Source organism: Collinsella sp. TF09-1AT (assembly GCF_003436895.1).
Taxonomy (GTDB): Bacteria; Actinomycetota; Coriobacteriia; order Coriobacteriales; family Coriobacteriaceae; genus Collinsella.
The window spans coordinates 188,771-207,402 of sequence record NZ_QSRC01000003.1 but is presented as its reverse complement, the minus strand read 5'-3'; the positions used below and the strand labels follow the sequence as shown (position 1 = coordinate 207,402).

Below are 18,632 nucleotides of genomic sequence, written 5' to 3'. Positions count from 1 at the left end.
CCGAAAACATAACGCTTACCGGAAAGTTCGGCACGACAAAACGTTGCGGGTATACTAGTAGCGTTATACCAACGGCAGCTGGCGCATGCCGCCGCGGCCATTCGAAACGGAGACATCATGCTTCCCGTCATCATCGGCATCGTTGTTGTTATTGTGATTGTCTGCGCCATCGCCGGCATCTACAACAACATGGTCACCAAGCGCAACCGCATCGATAACGCATGGCAGAACATCGATACGCAGCTGCAGCGCCGCAACGACCTGATCCCCAACCTAGTCGAGACCGTCAAGGGCTACGCCAAGCACGAGCAGGAGACGCTCTCCGCCGTGATCAGCGCGCGTAACACCGCCGTCAAGGCCACCACGCCCGAGGCCAAGATGGAAGCCGACAACGTGCTGACCGGTGCGCTGCGCCAGCTCTTCGCCGTAGCCGAGGCTTATCCCGACCTTAAGGCAAACACCAACTTTACGCAGCTGCAGGCGTCGCTCGAGGATACCGAGAACAAGATTAGCTATGCACGCCAGAGCTACAACGACTGCGTGCTCAGCTACAACAACGCCATTCAGACGTTCCCGGCTGTCATCTTTGCCGGCATCTTCCAGTTTAAGGAGCGCCAGGGCTTCGAGGCAGCTGAGGCCGCCCGCCAGACCCCGACCGTCAAGTTCTAAACAACAAGGCAGAGTCTTAAGCCAGTTCATCAACCCTTTGGGACCCAAGGCGCAAACCTTGGGCCCTTTTCGTATCCACGCACAACGCGCGGCCAAAAGGCCGGACGCCATCTTTATTCAGATTAATTGTTGCCTGTTGCGACAACGTCGTTCCCGCAGAGCGGAGAGCAAGTTCCCTCCCGGCGCACTCCGCAGAACGCAAGAAGCCCTCGCCGCACGAAGTGCGCAGCGAGGGCTTCTTGCATGTCCGAGGACGCGCCGGGAGGGAACTTGCTCTCCGCCCGAACAGGAAAGGATAATTACGCGACGGTGTAAACCCAGTCGTGCTTATCCTCAACAGCACCAGACTGGATGCCCGTCAGGGTCTCGCGGAGCTTCTTCATCACAGGGCCGATCTCGGTGTAGCCAGCCGGGAAGGTCACGGTCTCGTCGGCGCCGTAAACCTTGTTGTCGATCTCGCCGACCGGAGAGATAACGGCAGCGGTGCCGCACAGACCGCACTCAACGAAGGTGCCGGCCTTGACCTCGGCCCACTCGACGGGACGCTGGTCGACGGTCATGCCCAGATCCTCGGCAACCTGAACGAGCGAGCGACGGGTGATGGAGGGCAGGATGGAGTCGGTGTGCGACTGCGGAACGACGAGGGTGCCGTCCTCCTTCACGAACAGGACGTTCGCGCCGCCGGTCTCCTCGACATAGGTGCGGGACTCGGAGTCGAGATACAGGTTCTCGGCATAGCCCCCGCGATGGGCCTCCATCGTGGGCTTGAGGGACATGGCATAGTTAAGGCCGGCCTTGATGTTGCCGGTGCCGTGCGGTGCGGCGCGGTCGTACTCGGAAACGCGCAGCTTGACGGGCTTAAGGCCACCCTTAAAGTACGGACCGACCGGGGTCACGAGAATACGGAACGTGTACTCAGGAGCGGGAGCCACGCCGATCACGTCACCGGAGCCGATCATAAATGGACGCACGTACAGGGTTGCACCGGAGCCGAAAGGCGGAACCCAGGCGGCGTTGGCAGAAACGACCTGCTTGACGGCCTCAACAAACTTGTCCTTGGGGAACGGGGGCATCTCGAGGCGCTGGGCAGAGTTATACATACGCTCGGCGTTCATGTCGGGACGGAAGCAGACGATGCTGCCGTCCTCGGCGGTATAGGCCTTCAGGCCCTCAAAGACCTCCTGGCAGTAATGGAAGATGCCGCCGCACTCGGAGACATGCAGGGTGTGGTCGGTGGTCAGGCCACCCTCGTCCCACTCGCCATCCTTCCAATGAGCCTCGTAGCTGTAATCGGTCTTCATGTAGCCAAAGCCAAGGCTACCCCAATCGATATCCTTCTTCTCGACAGCCATATGTCGCTCCTTACATACACAGTTGCATACTCGCGAACCCGCACGCAAGGACCGAGGCCGACCGCGTCGCAACGTCGCACGCCCGGAGCGTAGAGCCGGACGGGACACGCGAACAGCATCAAAGCCGATGGCACGTCGGTTCGCATGCACGAGATTGTACTCCCCGCATGCGTTGGATAAAACGTTTTTCTTTAACTAACTAAAGTATTTTCATTTGACCGAAGCAAAGGGCCCGCCACCGTAAACGGTGACGGGCTTCAACGGCACGGTTTGCGCGCTGGCTCGAGCTACGCGTTCTTTTTGCCCAGCTTAGCCTTAACCAGACCGACCACAGTCGGGATGATCGACACGGCAACGATACCAACGATTAGCAGCTCAAAGTGCTCCTGCACAAAGGGAATGCCGCCAAAGAAGTAACCCAGCAGCGTAAAGACCGTCGACCAGGTGATACCGCCCAGCACGTTATAGATGACAAAGTTACGCCAGTGCATGCCGCCCATACCGGCGATGAAGGGCACAAAGGTGCGGATAAACGGGAAGAAGCGACCCAGGAAGATGGCCAGGTGGCCCCACTTGTCCAGGAAGTCCTCGGACTTTTTGATACGCTCGGGCGTCATGGCCTTCACCTTGCCCGAGGCGATGATCTTTTGGCCAAAGAAATGACCGATCATAAAGTTGCACTGATCGCCCAAGATGGCAGCCGTCCATGCGACGGCCAACAGAGCCACGATGTTAAAGCCGCCGTTGTGGGCAAAGAAACCCGAGGCAAACAGCAGCGAGTCGCCGGGAAGGAACGGGAAGAACACCACGCCCGTCTCGATAAAGATAATCAGGAACACGCAGCCGTACGCCATAAGCGGGCCGGCGGCGATCCAGCCGGCGATCGCAGTGCGCGGATCCTTAAGCAGCTCGGCGATAAAATTGATGAAACCCATGAAGTAAAACCTCTCAGTTGTGGGCGCGGACACGTCCAAGTTGACCAGTATACGGTTACGACACGGCCACGCACACGACCTTACAAAAGCGTGACTTCATTACCAGCAAGTTTGCATAATTGACACCTGTCGCGCAAAGCAGGCAAGATTGCCCTTTCTAATCCCTAGCGAATCGCTATACTTTATTGAATTGCATTGTCGCGGCGCTAAGGGAGGGCGGCCGGTGAGCTTTATCAATACCATTCGCGAGGACATCAAGACCGTCCAGGCACAGGATCCCGCTGCGCAAAACGGCCTGGTCATCTTCCTCTCCTATCCCGGCCTACACGCCAAGTGGAACCACGTACCCGAGCACTGGCTCTGGGAGCACGGCCATCGCTCGCTCGCCCGCGTGCTCTCGCAAATCACCCGCCATATCACTGGCGTCGAAATTCACCCTGCCGCGCAGATTGGCAAGCACTTCTTTATCGACCATGCCATGGGCGTCGTCATCGGCGAAACCGCCATTGTGGGCGACAACTGCGTACTCTATCAGGGCGTCACGCTCGGCGGTACTGGCAACGAGACCGGCAAACGCCACCCAACGCTCGGCAACAACGTCACCGTGGGCACGGGCGCCAAGGTGCTCGGCAACATCCGCATCGGCAACAACGTCAAGATCGGCGGCAACTCGGTCGTCGTCAAAGACGTGCCCGACAACTGCACCGTCGTGGGCGTGCCGGGACGCATCATCAAGCGCAACGGCTGCCGCGTGTTCGAGGAGAGTTTCGACGCCAAGCAGCATCGCGAGTACATGCCCGATGACGCCGCCGAGCAGAGTGCCCTCAACCGCCAAGGCATCACCGAGAACGCCCGCCGCGTCAAAGAACTCGAGCGAGAGGTGGCGGAGCTCAAGGCCCTCGTCGCCAAGCTCGTGGACGAACGCTAGGGCTGCGGACGGTACAGACCCGCATCAACGCAAGAAGGCGCGCCAGGGAATCAATCCCCCGGCGGGCCTTCTTTTCGATGTGACAAGGGAACTGTCCCTTTGTCACCTTAGGCGAACTGACTCAGATAGAGGTCGGCGTAAGCGCCCTCGGCTGCGAGCAGCTCCTTATGTGTGCCCTGCTCGATAATGTTGCCGTGATCCATGACCAGAATCAGGTCGGCATCCACGATCGTCGACAGGCGATGCGCGATCACAAAACTGGTGCGCCCGCGCATGAGCGCGTCCATGGCGCGGCCGATGGCAAGCTCGGTGCGCGTGTCCACGCTCGACGTCGCCTCGTCCAGGATGAGAATCGCCGGGTTGTTGAGCAGCACGCGTGCAATGGTCAGCAGCTGGCGCTGGCCCTGACTAATGCTCTCGGCATCGTTGGCCACCCGCGTGTCATAACCCTGCGGCATGGTACGCACAAAGAAGTCGACCTGCGCGGCGCGCGCAGCCGCCACGATCTCGTCGCGCGTCGCCTCGGGACAGCCGTAGGCGATGTTCTGCGCAATCGTGCCATCAAATAGCCAGGCGTCCTGCAGCACCATGCCAAACTGCTGGCGCAGCTCGCCGCGGTCCATACGGCTCGTGTCCACGCCGTCGAGCGTAATGCGGCCACCGTCGATCTCGTAAAAGCGCATGAGCAGGTTGATGAGCGTAGTCTTGCCCGCGCCCGTGGTTCCCACCACGGCGATCTTCTGGCCCGGCTCGGCGGTAAACGACACGTCGCGCATAAGCGGCTTGTCGGGCGAATAGCCAAAGCGTACATGCTCAAAAGCGACGCGACCCTCAACGCGACCCGGCAGCTTGGCGGCCTCGTCCGGCAGCGGATCGGCCTCCATCTCGGGCTCATCGAGCAGGTCGAACACGCGCTCTGCGCTCGCCAGCGCGCTCTGCAGCGAGTTAAAGGTAAACGACAACTGCGTCATGGGTTCGGACGCCTCGTAGATAAACTGGAAGAACGCCTGGAACACGCCGACGGTCATGTGACCGGCAACCAGCATACTGCAGCCCACCAGCGCGATCACGATCTGCGCCAAACGGCCGATAAAGCGCACCGCAGGGCCGACGGCGTTAATCATAAAGTCGGCCTTGGCACTCACGCGCGCCAGCTCGCCCGAGGCTTCGTGCACCTCGGCAGAACTCTGGCGTTCGCGGTTGAACGCGCGAATCACCAGACGGCCCGAGTAACCCTCCTCAACCGCGCTCGTAATCTTGGAGACCCATTCCTGGCGCTCACCGGTTACGTCATGCGTGCGGTGCGAGACCACCTTGGTCACCAGCAGCGATACCGCCGTAAAACCCAAAAAGATCAACGTGAGCCTAACGCTATAGACGAACATCATGATGATGGCGCCCGTCACGGTGCCGATCGACATCAGCAGCTGCAGCAATCCGCGCTGCATGCTCTCGGACATCTTGTCCAGGTCGTTGGTCGCGCGGCTGACTACCTCACCGGGGCGATGCGCATCAAAGTAAGCGAGCGGCAGACGGCTGAGCTTTTGCGCGATGCGGTTGCGCAGGCGCAGGTTGAGGCGCTCAGCAACACTCGACATCAAAAAACTCTGCAGTGCATAGAACGATCCGGCGGCCGTCCAGATTAAAAAGTAGATGAAGATGGTTCTGCCGCAGCTCTCCCAGGTGATGTTGAAGGTGGTGTCGTTGGCAAACGCCACCTGTATATGGCCCCACAGCTCGTCGATGACATGAGCGCTATATGCCGGCGCGGCGGTGTTAAAGATGACGTAGAACACGATGCTCACGAACACGATATAGAAGCGCCAATGGTCGCCGGTAGCCTCGTTCCACAAACGGCGCACCGTCGCCCAGGTATCCCGAGGCGTCTCGTCCTCGTCTTCGTCGTCCACGTCGCGCATACGCTCTGCCTCGGCACGGGCGCGCTCGTCCTCGGCTTGTTCGTTTTCCTCGTACAGCGCTTGGCGACGAGCCTCGCGCTCGGCCGCTGCCTTGGCGGCATCGTCCAGCTCGGGTACCGCGGCAGCCGTTTCCTCAACCAATCCCGCGGCAGCGGCGTCATCAACGCCGCCCTGCTTCTTGAGCTCCTCGGTCATGCTACTCACCTCCCTTCATCTGCGATTCCGCGATAGCGCGGTACACCTCGCAGGTCTCCATGAGCTCGTCGTGCGTGCCTAGGCCCACGACCTCGCCGTCCTTGAGCACCACGATCTGGTTGGCATGCAAGATCGTCGAGATGCGCTGCGCGATGATGAGCACCGCAGCGTCGCGCGTCTCGTCTTGCAACGCATGGCGCAGGGCGGCATCAGTCTTAAAGTCCAGGGCCGAAAAACTATCGTCGAAGATATATAGATCGGCATGCTTCATGAGCGCACGGGCGATGGCCAGACGTTGGCGCTGGCCGCCCGAAAAGTTCGTGCCGCCCTGCGCCACCGGGGTATCGAGCCCCTGCGGCTGATCGAGCACAAAGGTGCTCTGGGCAACCTGGAGCGCATGAAGCATGTCTGCCTCAGTCGCGTCTTCGTTGCCAAAGCGCAGGTTGCTTGCCACGGTGCCCGAGAACAGCCACGCCTTCTGCGGCACATAGGCAATACGCCCGCGGATGTCGTCTTGCGAAAGTTCGCGCAGATCGACGCCGTTCAGGCGAATGGCGCCCTTCGTGGCATCGTGGAAGCGAAGCAAGAGCTTGGCCACCGTTGACTTGCCCGATCCCGTCGAGCCGACAATCGCAGTCGTCTGACCGCGGCGACAGGCAAAGTTCAGATCGCACAGCGTGTCCTCGTCGGCATCGTCAAAACGAAACGACATGTGATCGAACACGGCGACCGCATCCGATCCGTCCTTTGAGTCGGACGCGCTCGCGTCGAGCGTGCGTTCGCCATCCACGATACTCGGCTCAATCTCCAGCACCTGCTGCGCGCGGTTCAGACATGCGGCGGCGCGCGGGAGTGTCAGCACCACCATCTGCGCCATCATCACAAAGAACAGAATCAGGATCGCGTACTCCAGCACGGCCGAGATGCTGCCGATTTGCATCGCATGGGCGCCCACGCGGTTGCCGCCCACCCACAGCACCGCCACCTCGGCGATGTTCATCAAAAAGAAGCTGGAGCTGTCGAGCCCCACAAACAGGTGGTTGACCTTAATGGCATTGTCCGCGTAATCGCTAAACACCTCGTCCAGGCGCTGCTCCTCATGGCGCTCCTTGTTAAACGCACGGATGACGCGCACACCCACGATGTTTTCGCGCAGCACCACGTTCATACGGTCGATAAAACTCTGCAAGCGCATAAAGATCGGAGCCGCGTTGGCAACCGTAAAGACCGCCGCAACCAGCACGATCGCAACCACGACGCCCAGAAGCATGCCCATGGCCGAATCGATGAGCCAGGCGAAGATGATGCCTGCCACCGCCAGGAACGGCACCGGCAGCACCAGCTGGATCGTCTGCAGAATCGCCTGTTGAATCACGTTGATGTCGTTGAGCGAGCGCGTGATCATCGAGCCCGTGCCAAAGCGCTCAAAGTCACTGGCAGACAGCTCGAGCGACTTGTCGTAGACGGCATTGCGGATATCGCAGGCCACGTTGGCGGCCAAGCGCGCCGAAAGATAGCAGCCCAACACCGCGCCGCCGCTGGCCATGCCGGTCGCGATAAGCATGTAGAGGCCGTTGCGCAGGATGTAGTCGACATCGCCCGTGGTGATGCCGGTGTTGACCATGTTCGCCAGCATCGTAGGAACCAACAGCGTACCGACGTTGTCGATTAGCAGCACCAACAACGTCACCGCGACAAGCCTGCGATACGGCTTCATAAACCTCATTAAGAGTCGCACGACTCCCCCTCACCTTGATTCTCGGCCTGGCTCTCGGCAGCGATATGCTGCTTAAAGGCATCGCACTCATCGCCGAGCGCATGGGAAAATTTTCCGATTAGGCGCATGATTTCGCGCTGTTCCCAGGGCTCGAGCACTTCGAAAGCCTGTTGCTCGGCTTCTTGCGCCGGCAGCGCATATTGCTCGGCAAACCGCATGCCCGCTTCGGTCAAACGCACAACCTTGTTCTTACGGCTGCCTTCGGCAAACTCCAACGTTGCGAAACCCCGCGCCGTCAAGGTTTTAATTGCCGAGTTGATAGTCTGCTTGCTGTAGAACCATTCGCTTGTCAGACGGCTTACGGCAACACTGCCGCCCGCCGTGCTGGTATCGACGAGCATCCAGTAAGCGCAGTCCGAAAGACCGCAGGCGCGCGAGAACTCCGAATAGATATGGTCGAGTCCATTGAGCAACCGGTCGAAATCGACCAGTGTAACCGCACTATTCATCTATCCCACCATTCGATTGTCCGATTTTTGACCAATTTTGTATCTCTATATTAGTCCGAGTTTTGACTATCGTCAACAGGCGCTCCGCAAATGTTTGCACTTTTATGGCCTATCGGCAGAAAAAGACCGCCGGCGCGGGGGCAGCGCCAGCGGTCACGTGAAATTCGGGTTTTATTGCCTGTTAAGCGGCGACTGCCTCATAGACCGTAGCGCCCGAGAAGCTATCATGCAGGCTCTTGCCGGCAATCCACGGCAGCTCGACGACCTCGCAGACCGTGTTGACCAGCTCGGAGCAGTCAGTAAAGTGGCCCTTGTCGTTGAGGGCCTCGCAATCCTGAACACGCCAATAGCCATCGGTGTGCGTGATGTAGTACTCGTGATCGTTGATCGACACGAAAGCGCGCGTCTTGGAACGCAGCAGCTTCAGAAATCCTTCGAAATCGGTCTCGACGACATCTCCAGCCTGGAACATGATAGTTACCTCCTGGCCCGGCGCCACCACAGCGCATTGATAAACGTTGGTTCTCCTTTAGTAAAACCTTTATCAGAGCTTATACGCGCATCATTTAGGCAAGTGGTAAAAAACCGCAGGGTAGACGGGATAAAACGTTTAACCATCCCATTTGTTTGTCACATTCTGAAGGCACTTTTATGCAAACTCACTTTCCCAATTGGAATCTATCCTTTTGGCCGGGCAATTGACCGTCTATCGTTTGAGCCCGACGGGTATGAACGGGGCATCTGCAACGCCATCGCAAGGAGACACCATGGAGACTATCGAAGCGCTCATTCACCGCCGCAGCTGTCGCAAATACAGCGATCGCCCCGTCGAGGCCGAAAAGCTTGCACGTATTATCGAAGCCGGCCAATATGCACCGAGCGGCATGGGCCGCCAGCCGGTGACGTTTGTCGCCGTCACCGACCCCGCGACCGCTGAGCGTCTCTCACAGCTCAACGCGCAAGTCATGGGCAGCAACAGCGACCCCTTCTATGGCGCCAAGACCGTTGTGGTGGTGCTGGTCGACCGCAGCGTGCCCACGCATCTGGAAGACGGTTCGCTTGCCATGGGTAACCTGCTCAATGCTGCCTATGCGCTGGGCGTTGATTCGTGCTGGATTCACCGCGCGCATGAGGTTTTCGATTCGCCCGAGGGTCTGGAGCTACTGGCCAGCTGGGGTCTACCCGCCGACGGAAGCCTACGCGGCGTCGGTCACTGCATTCTGGGCTATGCCGAAGACGCACTTCCCGAGGCAAAGCCGCGCCGCGACAACGTGGTCTACGTAAGGTAACCCAGGAGCGTCATAGGGGTAGCTAATTTGGGACGGGGCTATTTTAGCTACCCCTCTCGCAACTTATATTGACGTCGCCGTTGTCGTCGTTTCGTTCGTGTGAGTCGTTTCGGCTTCGCTGCTTTGTTCGTCCTCGTCCTTTTGCGCATCGGCGATGGTGGTGGCCGCCGCGACGATACCGCGTTGGGGCACAACGCCCGTCTGGGTCTGTGCGCCCTCGACAACTTCTGTGCCTGCATGCGCGAGCTCGGGCGATTTAAACATTGCGTCCAAGTTGGCGCCGCCGCCGGCGTAGCCAAGCGCAGCGAGCGCGATGACGATCGCTGCAACGACAACCATGATCGGCACGTAGCGATGCCAGCCGGCGGGATTGAGCCCGCTGCGGCGAGCCGCCCCGCGGCTGATGTAACCGAGTGTGCCGTCGTGCTTGAGCTTTGAGCCCACCACGCGCTTGCGGCCCCACAGCGACGACTCGGCCTGCATAGCCAAGCGAGCGCTTGCCGAAGGATAGCCATATTTAGTGCGCTTGAACGAGCCATCAAACCCCGAGGCGTGTTTGCCCCACGTCACCGATGTCGTGCGTCGGTTAACCGGCGCGGCGCTCCGTCTTCTGCGGCTCGGTTTTGAAGTCTCAGCCATATGCCCTCGCACGCCGTAACCAAATCGAAACAATAACGCTTTGGACTGTAGCACACGCGTCGCGCGCGGTCACGGGCGCCTCGCTCAACGGTCATCGTCCTTCAGCAAGCGCCACAGCGTTGTACGGCTTATACCCAGCACCTCTGCCGCACGAGTCCGGTTGCCGTGGAGATGATCTACAACCAGATGCGCGATATCTCGCTCGGTATCGGCCAGCGGTCGCAGGATATACAGGTCGCTTTCGAGCGTCGGGGCGCCAAAGGTTGCGGTCTTAATCACGTCCTCTTGGGCGAGCACTTCCTCCGCCACAGCGCGGTCCACCGTGCCCGCCCCCACCAATATATACAGTCGTTCCGAGACCTCGCGGAGCTGCAGATAATTGCGCGGCCAACGGTAAGCATCGAGCGTCTTCGTCGCCGCGGCAGACAGCGTGGGCGCTGCCGTCCCAAATGCATCAGCGAGATATTCCAAATAGCGCGCAGCCTTCGTCGACGCGGCTCCCTGCTCGGCGATTGCCGGCGCCACGCTCACCGCACAGGCGAAGCGCTCGGTCACAAAGGCGGCTTGATCACTTTCGCTGCCGCCCGGCATGTCATTCGCCGTCAGCACCACATGGCAGCGCGTCGCCAACGCGGTGTCGGCCATCGTGGAAACGAGCTCGCGGAGGCGCTGGGGGCCAACCGCGTTCCAGCCCTCAATGCAAAGGGTCAGCCCCGTTTGGAACAGCGGCGATTCGGAGCTTTTGAGCATATGGCGCCAACCGCGATCGGTGAGTTCATCGAGCGCGACGGAAACAAAGGGCTGATCGGCAAAAGGACCGTCCAGATAGAGGCGCTTGGCTATCTCGACCTGACCCGCCCCCAGCTCGCCCTCGAGCATAAGGGGCACTCCGCGCGCGTAGCTCTCGGCGACCGGCGCAGCCATCGAGGCCGCCCCCTCAACGATGCCGTACGCGCTCGATTCGTAGCGGGCCTCAACTTCGTCGGCATTGAGCCATTCGATGCCCGCATGTGCCGCGGCGCCGCGCACCTCGCGGACCACGGCGACCCAAAGCCCCCCGCCCTCTTTGTCGGTGGGGCGAACGGTCAGGCTCAGGCGCGCACCCGCACGTCCCATAACCAGACGCGCGCCGTCTCCTATACGGTCGAGGCGTTCGGTAACAAAAGCCGCCACATCCCGCTCAAGAGCCGCGTCATTCATGGTAGAAATCGCGACGTCCCCCCGCGCATCGATTGCCAATGCCGAGGCCCCGGCAGCAGCCAGGGCCTCGGTCAAGATGTTCAGCTTGGAATCGCTATCCATGATTTGCCCCTGTCCGCGGCGACGTGCAGCCGCCGACGGTCGCACGACCGAGTGTTTCAAAATTGAACGATATTGCTCACCAAACACTATAGGGCAGAAAGCGCCGTCCTGCGAGTATAGGTGTTGCCCCGCATCGCCATCCTGGCGGGGCGATAAGAGCTCTTCGGGACCTATCAACCTGCGGACAAGCCATACCCGCAAGAGCTCCTATCGCTCCACCGCAGGCATGCGCTCACCAGCAGCCAACACGCAAACTGGCTACTTCTCTACCAGATTCCCAGCACGTACTGCATTCCCAAGCTCATGCACGCAATGCCAATCCAGCAGCAAAGGCCCAGCGCAATGGGCTTACCGCCCTTTTTGACCAGCTCAACGATATCGGTATTGAAACCAATAGCCGCCATGGCCATCACGATAAAGAACTTCGAAAGCTCCTTGATAGGTGCCGTAACGGACGCGGGAAGCTGAAGCACCGTGGTGATCACGCTCGCCAGCACGAAGAACAGCACAAACATGGGAAACGCGCGTTTAAGCGAGAACGTGCTTTTGGCGTCGCCGCCAGCCTTGCGCGCTAGATGCATCTGCCAGCATGCGAGGACCAACGTAATGGGAATAATGGCCAGCGTCCTGGTGAGCTTGACCACCGTGGCGCTCTCGAGCACATTGGCACCGGGATGCATGCTGTCCCAGGCGCTCGCCGCAGCCGTTACCGACGAGGTGTCGTTGATGGCGGTGCCGGCAAACATGCCAAAGCCCTCGTTGGTCAGCCCGAGCATGCCGCCGAGCGTCGGAAACACGAGCGCCGCGATAACGTTAAACAGGAAGATGACCGAAATAGCCTGGGCAATCTCGCGATCGTCGGCATCGATGACGGGTGCGGTCGCGGCGATGGCAGAACCGCCGCAAATCGACGAACCCACACCCACAAGCGTCGCGATCTTGCTCGGCACGTTCATGACGCGGCAGAGCACGAAGGCGGCAACAAGCGAGGTCGAGATCGTCGCCACGATAATCGGCAGCGACTGGGCGCCCTTGGACAGAATCTGCGAGAGGTTCATGCCAAAGCCAAGCAGGATAACCGCGTACTGCAAGATCTTTTTGGATGTATAGGTGACGCCAGCAGCGAGCGGTTCGCGACGATTCTTGGGAAAGACGAGAGCCAGGACCATGCCAAAGAGGATGGCAAATACCGGCCCGCCAACCACCTCGATCTGCTTGCCGAGCAGCGTTGCGGGAATGGCGATGATCAGGCAGAACAAGACGCCCTTCCAGCGCTCGCGTACGATATTTGCCAGTTGCATATGGGATTCCTTCTTCCTATTTCACGTTTTCGACGACTTACGATACGACAACGCTAAGCGCAATCCCGCGCAAACGCAGGAAAAAATGTCGCAAAAGTTATCGGGCGGCGATTGAATTACCCACCGCGGAGGGCTGACTCGCGGCATAATAAACAACTGACATATGAGTGTGAATGAACGGTTGCGAGGCGCTATGGAAGAATCGATGCACATCGGCGAGCAAGAAGCGAGCCTACAGGACCAGTCCTACCACACCATTCGACGCAAAATCGTCTACCTGGACTACAAGCCGGGCGAAAAGCTGGGCGTTAAACAGCTTTGCGACGACCTGGATATGGGGCGCACCCCTGTGCGCGAAGCGTTGGTGCGTCTGGCGCAAGAGGGCTTGGTGCGCACCGTGCCCCAAAGCGGCACCTATGTCTCGCCCATCAACCTTACCCTTGCCGAGAGTGCCTGCTACATTCGCGAGCACCTGGAAAAGCAGGTGATCGTGGAGTGCTGCGCGCGTGCCACCTCGGTGGGCATCGAGCAGCTCGACCGCGCCATCGTGCTGCAGGAAAAGGCGATGGCCGAAGAGGATCGCATCGGCTTTTTTTTGAGCGACAATCTCATGCATCGCATGATCTTTAGCATCGCATGCCGCAGCACCGTGTGGTCGTGGCTCGAGGAGACCAATGCCGACCTAGAGCGCTTCCGCTGGCTGCGCGCCGCCACGCAGACGCTCGACAAGCAGGAGATTGTTAACGAGCACAAGCAAATCCGCCGCGCTATTGCCGGACGCGACCCCATCGAGGCGCGCTTTTTGGTGAGCAAGCACCTGCACATGATGTTCCGCAACCAGACCGAGATTCTGGACCAGTATCCCGAGTACTTCGAGACCAGCAAGCTCCGCTAACCTGCCAAAACCACCACAAAGGGGACAGGCACCTTTGTGGTGGTTTCTCCGTACAAAAAGGCCCGGCTCCGTCTGATGACGCGGAGCCGGGCCTTGGCTGTTGGAACGCCGGAACATCCGCTACTCGACAGTAACGCTTTTCGCCAGGTTTCGGGGTTGGTCGACGTCGCATCCGCGCAGGATGGCGACCTCGCGGGCGAGCAGCTGCAGCGGGACGCTCGCCGTGATGGGGCTGAACACGTCGCGGACTGCCGGCACGCGGATGATGCAATCGGCGATCTTGTTGATCTCCTCGTCGCCCTCAGTGGCAACGACGATGACCTTGGCACCCCGCGCCTTGCACTCCATAAGGTTCGACACGGTCTTGTCGTAGGTGGCGCTCTTGGTGGCCACGGCGATGACAGGGAAGCCCGGGTCGATCAGGGCGATGGGGCCGTGCTTCATCTCACCGGCGGCGTAGGCCTCGGCGTGCAGGTAGCTGACCTCTTTGAGCTTGAGCGCGCCCTCGTAGGAGATAGCGGCACCCATGCCACGGCCCACGAACAGCGCCGATTGCGCGCCCTTGCACAGCAGGGCGGCCTCGTGCACGGCCTCGGTCTGCGTGTCCAGAATCCACTGGATCTGCTCTGCCGTATCGGAAAGCTCGCGGAACAGCATGCGCGCCTGCTTGGTGGTCAGGCGGTACTTGACCTGCGCCAGCAGCAGCGCCAGCAGCGTCAGGCTCACAACCTGGCCGATAAAGCTCTTGGTCGAGGCGACCGCGATCTCCTTGTTGGCCTTGGTATAGATGACGCCGTCGCTCTCGCGCGCCACCGGGCTGCCCACCACGTTGGTGATGCCGAAGACCTTGGCACCCTTGATGCGCGCGTCGCGAATGGCGGCAAGGGTATCGGCCGTCTCGCCCGACTGGGACACGGCCACAACAAGCGTCGTCGGCGTGATGATGGGGTTGCGGTAGCGGAACTCGCTTGCCGCCTCGACCTCGGTAGGAATACGAGCCCAGCCCTCAATGAGATTCTTAGCAATGAGGCCAGCGTGATAGCTGGTGCCGCAAGCGATCACGTAGACGCGGTCGATGTCGTTGAGCTCCTCGAGCGAAAGGCCCAGCTCGTCGATGTCGAGCTCGCCGGCTGGCGTCATACGACCGACCAGCGTGTCGCGCACGACGCGCGGCTGCTCGTGGATTTCCTTGAGCATGAAGTCGGGATAACCGCCCTTTTCGGCCATGTCCAGATCCCAGTCGATGTGAGTGACCTTGGGCTCGATAACATTGCCGGCCTCGTCGGTGTATTCGACGCCTGCGGGCGTGAGCTTGGCAAACTGACCGTCCTCGAGCACCACGACATCGCGGGTGGCGTCGATGAGTGCAATGACGTCGGAGGCGACATAGGCGCCGGTCTCGCCTGCGCCGACCACAATCGGGGAATCCTTGCGGGCTACGGCGATCACGCCGGGCTCGTCAGCGCACACAGCGGCCAGACCATAGGCACCGACCACGTGGGTGCAAGCCTCGCGCACGGAGGCCATCAGGTCGTGTGTCTCGGCATAGGCCTCTTCGATCAGATGCGCGAAGACCTCGGTATCGGTCTCGCTCTTAAAGTGGTGGCCGCGGCCATCCAGCTCTTCGCGCAGCTCAGCGAAGTTCTCGATGATGCCGTTGTGGACGATGGCGATACGACCGTCGCAGCTGGTGTGAGGATGGGCGTTAACGACGGAGGGCTTGCCGTGGGTAGCCCAGCGGGTATGGCCGATGCCGCAGGTAGCGTCGCTGTCGATATTGGAAAGCTCGCTCTCCAGGCCCGCGACCTTGCCCACGCGGCGGATGACGTCGAGGTGAGCCGCGGCGCCCTCGCCCACCTCGAGCGCAACGCCCGAGGAGTCATAGCCGCGATATTCCATGCGCTTGAGGCCCGTGACCAGGATGTTCTTTGCAATATCAGAGCCGGTGTAGCCGACAATTCCGCACATAGGATAAATCCCTTCGTTCGCGTGACTGCAAGACGTCCACGCGCAGGGGGCGCTGAGACGTATAACGTTCGAGTATTGTACTCACGCAAGCGCAAGCTGATATACCAGAAGTGGTATCTCAACTTAGATACCACCCGATGCACACATGCCCAGCCGGTCCAAACCACCACAATGGGGACAGGCACCTTTGTGGTGGTCGCGCTGGCAACGGCGTTTGCCCAGATAAAACCTGCCAAATAAACCTGTCCCTAATTGGCAGGTTTTGACACCCTAGGGGCGGGCGATGCTACAATCTGCCTTGTACTTGAAACGCATCAAAGGGGCCGGTATGGCAAAGGTAAAAATCAGCGACGTCGCGCGCGAAGCGGGGGTCTCGCTGGGCACGGTATCCAACGCGCTCAACCACCCCGAAAAGCTGCGCCCCGAGACCCTCAAACTCATCAACGAGACCATCAATCGCCTGGGCTACCTGCCCAACCAAAGCGCCCGCCAGCTCGCAGGCGGCACCACCAAGTCCTTTGGCTTGGTTCTCCCCCGCCTCGACCACGGCTTCTCGCTCCAAATTGCCAGCGGTGCCCACAACGAGGCACGCAAACACGGTTACGACCTGCTCATCGCCAACGCCGATAACGACGACATTCTCGAGGACCATTACCTGCGCTATTTTATGGGCACGCAGATGTCCGGCGTCATGGTTCAGCCCATGGCGTCCCCCGATTGGTACCCCGCCATGACCAAGATTCCCGTCCCCATCGTCCATCTGGACGTCCATTGTTCAGAACCCGGTTACTACGTGGCCGCCGACAACGAGGCACAGGGGCGCATTATCGCCGAGCTCGCCATCGCCCGCGGCGCACGCCATATCACCGTTGTGGGCAGAGCGGCATTTATGCAGCTCACCCTGCGCGTCCTTGGCATCCACAAAGCACTTGCCCTGCATCCCGATATCAAAATTGAGGTCATCGATGCCGGAGAGTGGAATACCGCAGCCGACGGCTACGGCATCGGTACCCAGATTGCCGAACGCCCTGCTGACGAGCGCCCCGATTTTGTCATCGGCCTGACCGACGTATTGGCCTCGGGCGTTATCTCGGCGCTGACCGACAAAGGCATCTTCGTCCCCGAGCAGGTCCGTGTGGCCGGCTGCGACGGCAACCCCCTTGCATGGAGCGGGTCGGTTCCCCTTACCACCGTGGCGCCGCCGGGCTATGAAATTGGCCGCAAGGGCGTGCAGCTGCTCATGGAACAAATCGAGGATAAACCTGTCGCCAAGACCAAACGAGTCCGCATCGGCTCCGCCGCGCGCACCGTCACCACGGTCACGGCCAACGAGGACATTAACCGTCAGGAGCTCGTGCGTCCCTTCTTGCTCGAGCGCGTAAGCACCCAAAATGCCAAGCCGCACCCGACGGGCCAACCCATGGTCCCGACAACCGACATCAACCTGGGCGCCTACTTGTAACAAAAAAACGCCGCAACGGAAACAGGCCCGCTGCGGCGTTTTTTACTGGCCCCATGCGCCCCCCGTTTAGCCGGACCTGCGGCTACGGATATTTATGGAATGTAATCCAATTTTCATTAACTATTTTGTTAAAATAGACTCAATTCCATATTTTTAGATATTTCCTATAAGTATTGATTTTGCTCCAGTTTTTTCTCGCCAAGAAAGGGGTTTCATGAATCTGATTGATCGCAAACAGTACCTCGACTGGCTCATTTCGTGGAAAGACTCGCACGTCATCAAGGTCGTTTCGGGCGTGCGAAGGTCCGGCAAATCAAAGCTATTCGAAATCTACCGTAGCTACCTGCGCGATTATGGAATCACAGGTGACCAGGTTATATCCCTCAACTTTGAAGACCTGGAGTTCGAGTCGCTTACGTCATATAGAGCACTATACGACTACATTTCCGCCAGACTCGTCCCCGATAAGATGAACTACGTTTTTCTGGACGAGATACAGCACGTCGAGCATTTCGAAAAAGCCGTCGACAGTCTTTTTATCAAGGACAATGTCGACCTCTACATAACCGGTTCCAACGCCTATCTGCTCTCGAGCGAGCTGGCTACTTTGCTCTCCGGTCGCTACGTAGAGCTCAAGATGCTGCCCCTATCCTTTAAAGAGTTTTGCTCGGCAAAAACCAATGACGGAAAGGCTCCCGCGCAGTTGTTTGACGAGTACATCACCCGGGGCTCTTTTCCCTTTATCGCCGAGACGGGTATTCAGGGACCCCAGGCGCGCGATTATCTTATGAGCCTCTACGATACCATCGTCATACGCGACGTTATCGAACGCCTGAAGGTCTCGGACGTCCCAACCCTGCGCGATATCACCAAGTTCCTACTCCATAGCATTGGAAACCGGATCTCGATTAAAAAAATCTCCGACACGCTCTCATCCAACGGCAACAAAACCGACCAGAAAACCGTAGCCAAGTACCTCAAAGGCTTAACAGACAGCCTTGTGCTGTACTTTGCTCCGCGCTATAACGTGCGCGGTCGGCAGCTTCTTTCAACAAACGGCAAATACTACGCCGTTGACCTTGGACTTAGAGGCGCTCTTGTCAAAACCCAAAGCAGCGATATCGGTCATATCCTCGAAAATGTTGTTTATCTCGAGCTCCTACGTCGTGGATACGACGTCTACGTGGGCGATATCGACGGCGGGGAAATCGATTTTGTTGCCCTAAACTCAGACGAGACAGCCTATTTTCAGGTTTCAGCCACAACGCTCGACGAAACCACCCTCAATCGAGAGTTGGCCCCCTTTAAGAAAGTCCGAGACAACTACCCCAAGACGCTTCTTACGCTCGACACGCTATTTGCGGACGCGAACTACGAAGGAGTCCGCAAGCGCAACGTGATCGACTGGCTCCTGGAGTAACTTGTAGCGTCATAACTCTCCGCCAGCTCCTTACCAAGGCCGCAGCCCCAGTCGCTTAAAGCACAATGCCCCTCTTATCGGCCAAAACAGCAATCTTGGCGTGATAAGAGGGGCTGACCGCGTCAGCGCCTC

General features: G+C 59.4%; 16 protein-coding genes. 6 read left to right on the top strand and 10 right to left on the bottom strand.

Annotated features, from left to right (window positions below):
• Positions 1–117 precede the first annotated feature (117 nt).
• Positions 118–669, top strand: a complete 552-nt coding sequence (locus DXC90_RS04090) for a LemA family protein (protein ID WP_199406608.1) — start codon at positions 118–120, stop codon at positions 667–669.
• Positions 670–968: 299 nt separating this feature from the next.
• Here DXC90_RS04090 and DXC90_RS04085 read toward each other — a convergent pair whose 3' ends face one another.
• Complete coding sequence (locus DXC90_RS04085) at positions 969–2,021, bottom strand: branched-chain amino acid aminotransferase (protein ID WP_117734869.1); 1,053 nt, start codon at positions 2,019–2,021, stop codon at positions 969–971.
• 287 nt (positions 2,022–2,308) lie between these two features.
• Positions 2,309–2,956: a DedA family protein gene (locus tag DXC90_RS04080; RefSeq protein WP_117734868.1), complete on the bottom strand. Its 648-nt coding sequence runs from the start codon at positions 2,954–2,956 to the stop codon at positions 2,309–2,311.
• Positions 2,957–3,179: 223 nt separating this feature from the next.
• Between DXC90_RS04080 and cysE the strand changes: the two genes are divergently transcribed.
• Complete coding sequence (gene cysE, locus DXC90_RS04075) at positions 3,180–3,884, top strand: serine O-acetyltransferase (RefSeq protein ID WP_117717063.1); 705 nt, start codon at positions 3,180–3,182, stop codon at positions 3,882–3,884.
• A 107-nt stretch (positions 3,885–3,991) separates the two neighbouring features.
• Here cysE and DXC90_RS04070 read toward each other — a convergent pair whose 3' ends face one another.
• From DXC90_RS04070 to DXC90_RS04055, 4 genes are all read right to left on the bottom strand, one after another.
• Positions 3,992–5,998, bottom strand: coding sequence for an ABC transporter ATP-binding protein (locus DXC90_RS04070; RefSeq protein ID WP_199406607.1), 2,007 nt, complete (start codon positions 5,996–5,998; stop codon positions 3,992–3,994).
• Between the two features lies 1 nt (position 5,999).
• Positions 6,000–7,724, bottom strand: coding sequence for an ABC transporter ATP-binding protein (locus DXC90_RS04065; RefSeq protein ID WP_117734867.1), 1,725 nt, complete (start codon positions 7,722–7,724; stop codon positions 6,000–6,002).
• The gene (locus DXC90_RS04060; protein ID WP_117734866.1) at positions 7,724–8,224 is read right to left on the bottom strand and encodes a MarR family winged helix-turn-helix transcriptional regulator; all 501 of its coding nucleotides are present in this window, start codon (positions 8,222–8,224) and stop codon (positions 7,724–7,726) included. The genes DXC90_RS04065 and DXC90_RS04060 overlap by 1 nt, the downstream gene beginning before the upstream one ends.
• 181 nt (positions 8,225–8,405) lie before the next feature.
• Complete coding sequence (locus DXC90_RS04055; protein ID WP_006235631.1) at positions 8,406–8,696, bottom strand: hypothetical protein; 291 nt, start codon at positions 8,694–8,696, stop codon at positions 8,406–8,408.
• A 295-nt stretch (positions 8,697–8,991) separates the two neighbouring features.
• Between DXC90_RS04055 and DXC90_RS04050 the strand changes: the two genes are divergently transcribed.
• Positions 8,992–9,513 carry a nitroreductase gene (locus tag DXC90_RS04050; protein ID WP_117734865.1) on the top strand — a complete coding sequence of 174 codons (522 nt, stop codon included), beginning with the start codon at positions 8,992–8,994 and terminating at the stop codon, positions 9,511–9,513.
• A gap of 63 nt (positions 9,514–9,576) precedes the next feature.
• Here the strand turns inward: DXC90_RS04050 and DXC90_RS04045 are convergent, their stop codons facing one another.
• From DXC90_RS04045 to DXC90_RS04035, 3 genes are all read right to left on the bottom strand, one after another.
• On the bottom strand, positions 9,577–10,152 hold the full coding sequence (locus DXC90_RS04045; RefSeq protein WP_147326603.1) for a hypothetical protein: 576 nt from the start codon (positions 10,150–10,152) through the stop codon (positions 9,577–9,579).
• Positions 10,153–10,236: 84 nt separating this feature from the next.
• On the bottom strand, positions 10,237–11,454 hold the full coding sequence (locus tag DXC90_RS04040; protein WP_117734863.1) for a helix-turn-helix domain-containing protein: 1,218 nt from the start codon (positions 11,452–11,454) through the stop codon (positions 10,237–10,239).
• Positions 11,455–11,720: 266 nt separating this feature from the next.
• Positions 11,721–12,755 carry a YeiH family protein gene (locus DXC90_RS04035; RefSeq protein ID WP_117734862.1) on the bottom strand — a complete coding sequence of 345 codons (1,035 nt, stop codon included), beginning with the start codon at positions 12,753–12,755 and terminating at the stop codon, positions 11,721–11,723.
• A 193-nt stretch (positions 12,756–12,948) separates the two neighbouring features.
• Here DXC90_RS04035 and DXC90_RS04030 point away from each other — a divergent pair, with 193 nt between their 5' ends.
• Positions 12,949–13,650 (top strand): GntR family transcriptional regulator, encoded by a 702-nt coding sequence (locus DXC90_RS04030; RefSeq protein WP_233502147.1) that lies wholly within the window; start codon positions 12,949–12,951, stop codon positions 13,648–13,650.
• A gap of 120 nt (positions 13,651–13,770) precedes the next feature.
• Here DXC90_RS04030 and glmS read toward each other — a convergent pair whose 3' ends face one another.
• Positions 13,771–15,618, bottom strand: coding sequence for a glutamine--fructose-6-phosphate transaminase (isomerizing) (gene glmS / locus DXC90_RS04025; RefSeq protein ID WP_117734860.1), 1,848 nt, complete (start codon positions 15,616–15,618; stop codon positions 13,771–13,773).
• Between the two features lie 328 nt (positions 15,619–15,946).
• On the opposite strand from glmS, the gene DXC90_RS04020 reads away from it, so the two are divergent.
• Both DXC90_RS04020 and DXC90_RS04015 read left to right on the top strand, forming a co-directional pair.
• Entirely contained in the window at positions 15,947–17,080 is a 1,134-nt protein-coding gene (locus DXC90_RS04020; protein WP_233502145.1) for a LacI family DNA-binding transcriptional regulator, read from the top strand.
• A 214-nt stretch (positions 17,081–17,294) separates the two neighbouring features.
• Positions 17,295–18,500: an ATP-binding protein gene (locus DXC90_RS04015; protein WP_117734859.1), complete on the top strand. Its 1,206-nt coding sequence runs from the start codon at positions 17,295–17,297 to the stop codon at positions 18,498–18,500.
• Positions 18,501–18,632 lie beyond the last annotated feature (132 nt).

Bases quoted from the DNA above. Each gene is read 5' to 3' on its own strand.
- DXC90_RS04015 (WP_117734859.1), top strand. From the start codon at position 17,295: ATGAATCTGATTGATCGCAAACAGTACCTCGACTGGCTCATTTCGTGG.
- glmS (WP_117734860.1), bottom strand. From the start codon at position 15,618: ATGTGCGGAATTGTCGGCTACACCGGCTCTGATATTGCAAAGAACATC.
- DXC90_RS04090 (WP_199406608.1), top strand. From the start codon at position 118: ATGCTTCCCGTCATCATCGGCATCGTTGTTGTTATTGTGATTGTCTGC.
- DXC90_RS04020 (WP_233502145.1), top strand. From the start codon at position 15,947: ATGGCAAAGGTAAAAATCAGCGACGTCGCGCGCGAAGCGGGGGTCTCG.
- DXC90_RS04050 (WP_117734865.1), top strand. From the start codon at position 8,992: ATGGAGACTATCGAAGCGCTCATTCACCGCCGCAGCTGTCGCAAATAC.
- DXC90_RS04030 (WP_233502147.1), top strand. From the start codon at position 12,949: ATGGAAGAATCGATGCACATCGGCGAGCAAGAAGCGAGCCTACAGGAC.
- DXC90_RS04045 (WP_147326603.1), bottom strand. From the start codon at position 10,152: ATGGCTGAGACTTCAAAACCGAGCCGCAGAAGACGGAGCGCCGCGCCG.
- DXC90_RS04035 (WP_117734862.1), bottom strand. From the start codon at position 12,755: ATGCAACTGGCAAATATCGTACGCGAGCGCTGGAAGGGCGTCTTGTTC.
- DXC90_RS04060 (WP_117734866.1), bottom strand. From the start codon at position 8,224: ATGAATAGTGCGGTTACACTGGTCGATTTCGACCGGTTGCTCAATGGA.
- DXC90_RS04085 (WP_117734869.1), bottom strand. From the start codon at position 2,021: ATGGCTGTCGAGAAGAAGGATATCGATTGGGGTAGCCTTGGCTTTGGC.
- DXC90_RS04040 (WP_117734863.1), bottom strand. From the start codon at position 11,454: ATGGATAGCGATTCCAAGCTGAACATCTTGACCGAGGCCCTGGCTGCT.
- DXC90_RS04055 (WP_006235631.1), bottom strand. From the start codon at position 8,696: ATGTTCCAGGCTGGAGATGTCGTCGAGACCGATTTCGAAGGATTTCTG.
- DXC90_RS04080 (WP_117734868.1), bottom strand. From the start codon at position 2,956: ATGGGTTTCATCAATTTTATCGCCGAGCTGCTTAAGGATCCGCGCACT.
- DXC90_RS04065 (WP_117734867.1), bottom strand. From the start codon at position 7,724: ATGAGGTTTATGAAGCCGTATCGCAGGCTTGTCGCGGTGACGTTGTTG.
- DXC90_RS04070 (WP_199406607.1), bottom strand. From the start codon at position 5,998: ATGACCGAGGAGCTCAAGAAGCAGGGCGGCGTTGATGACGCCGCTGCC.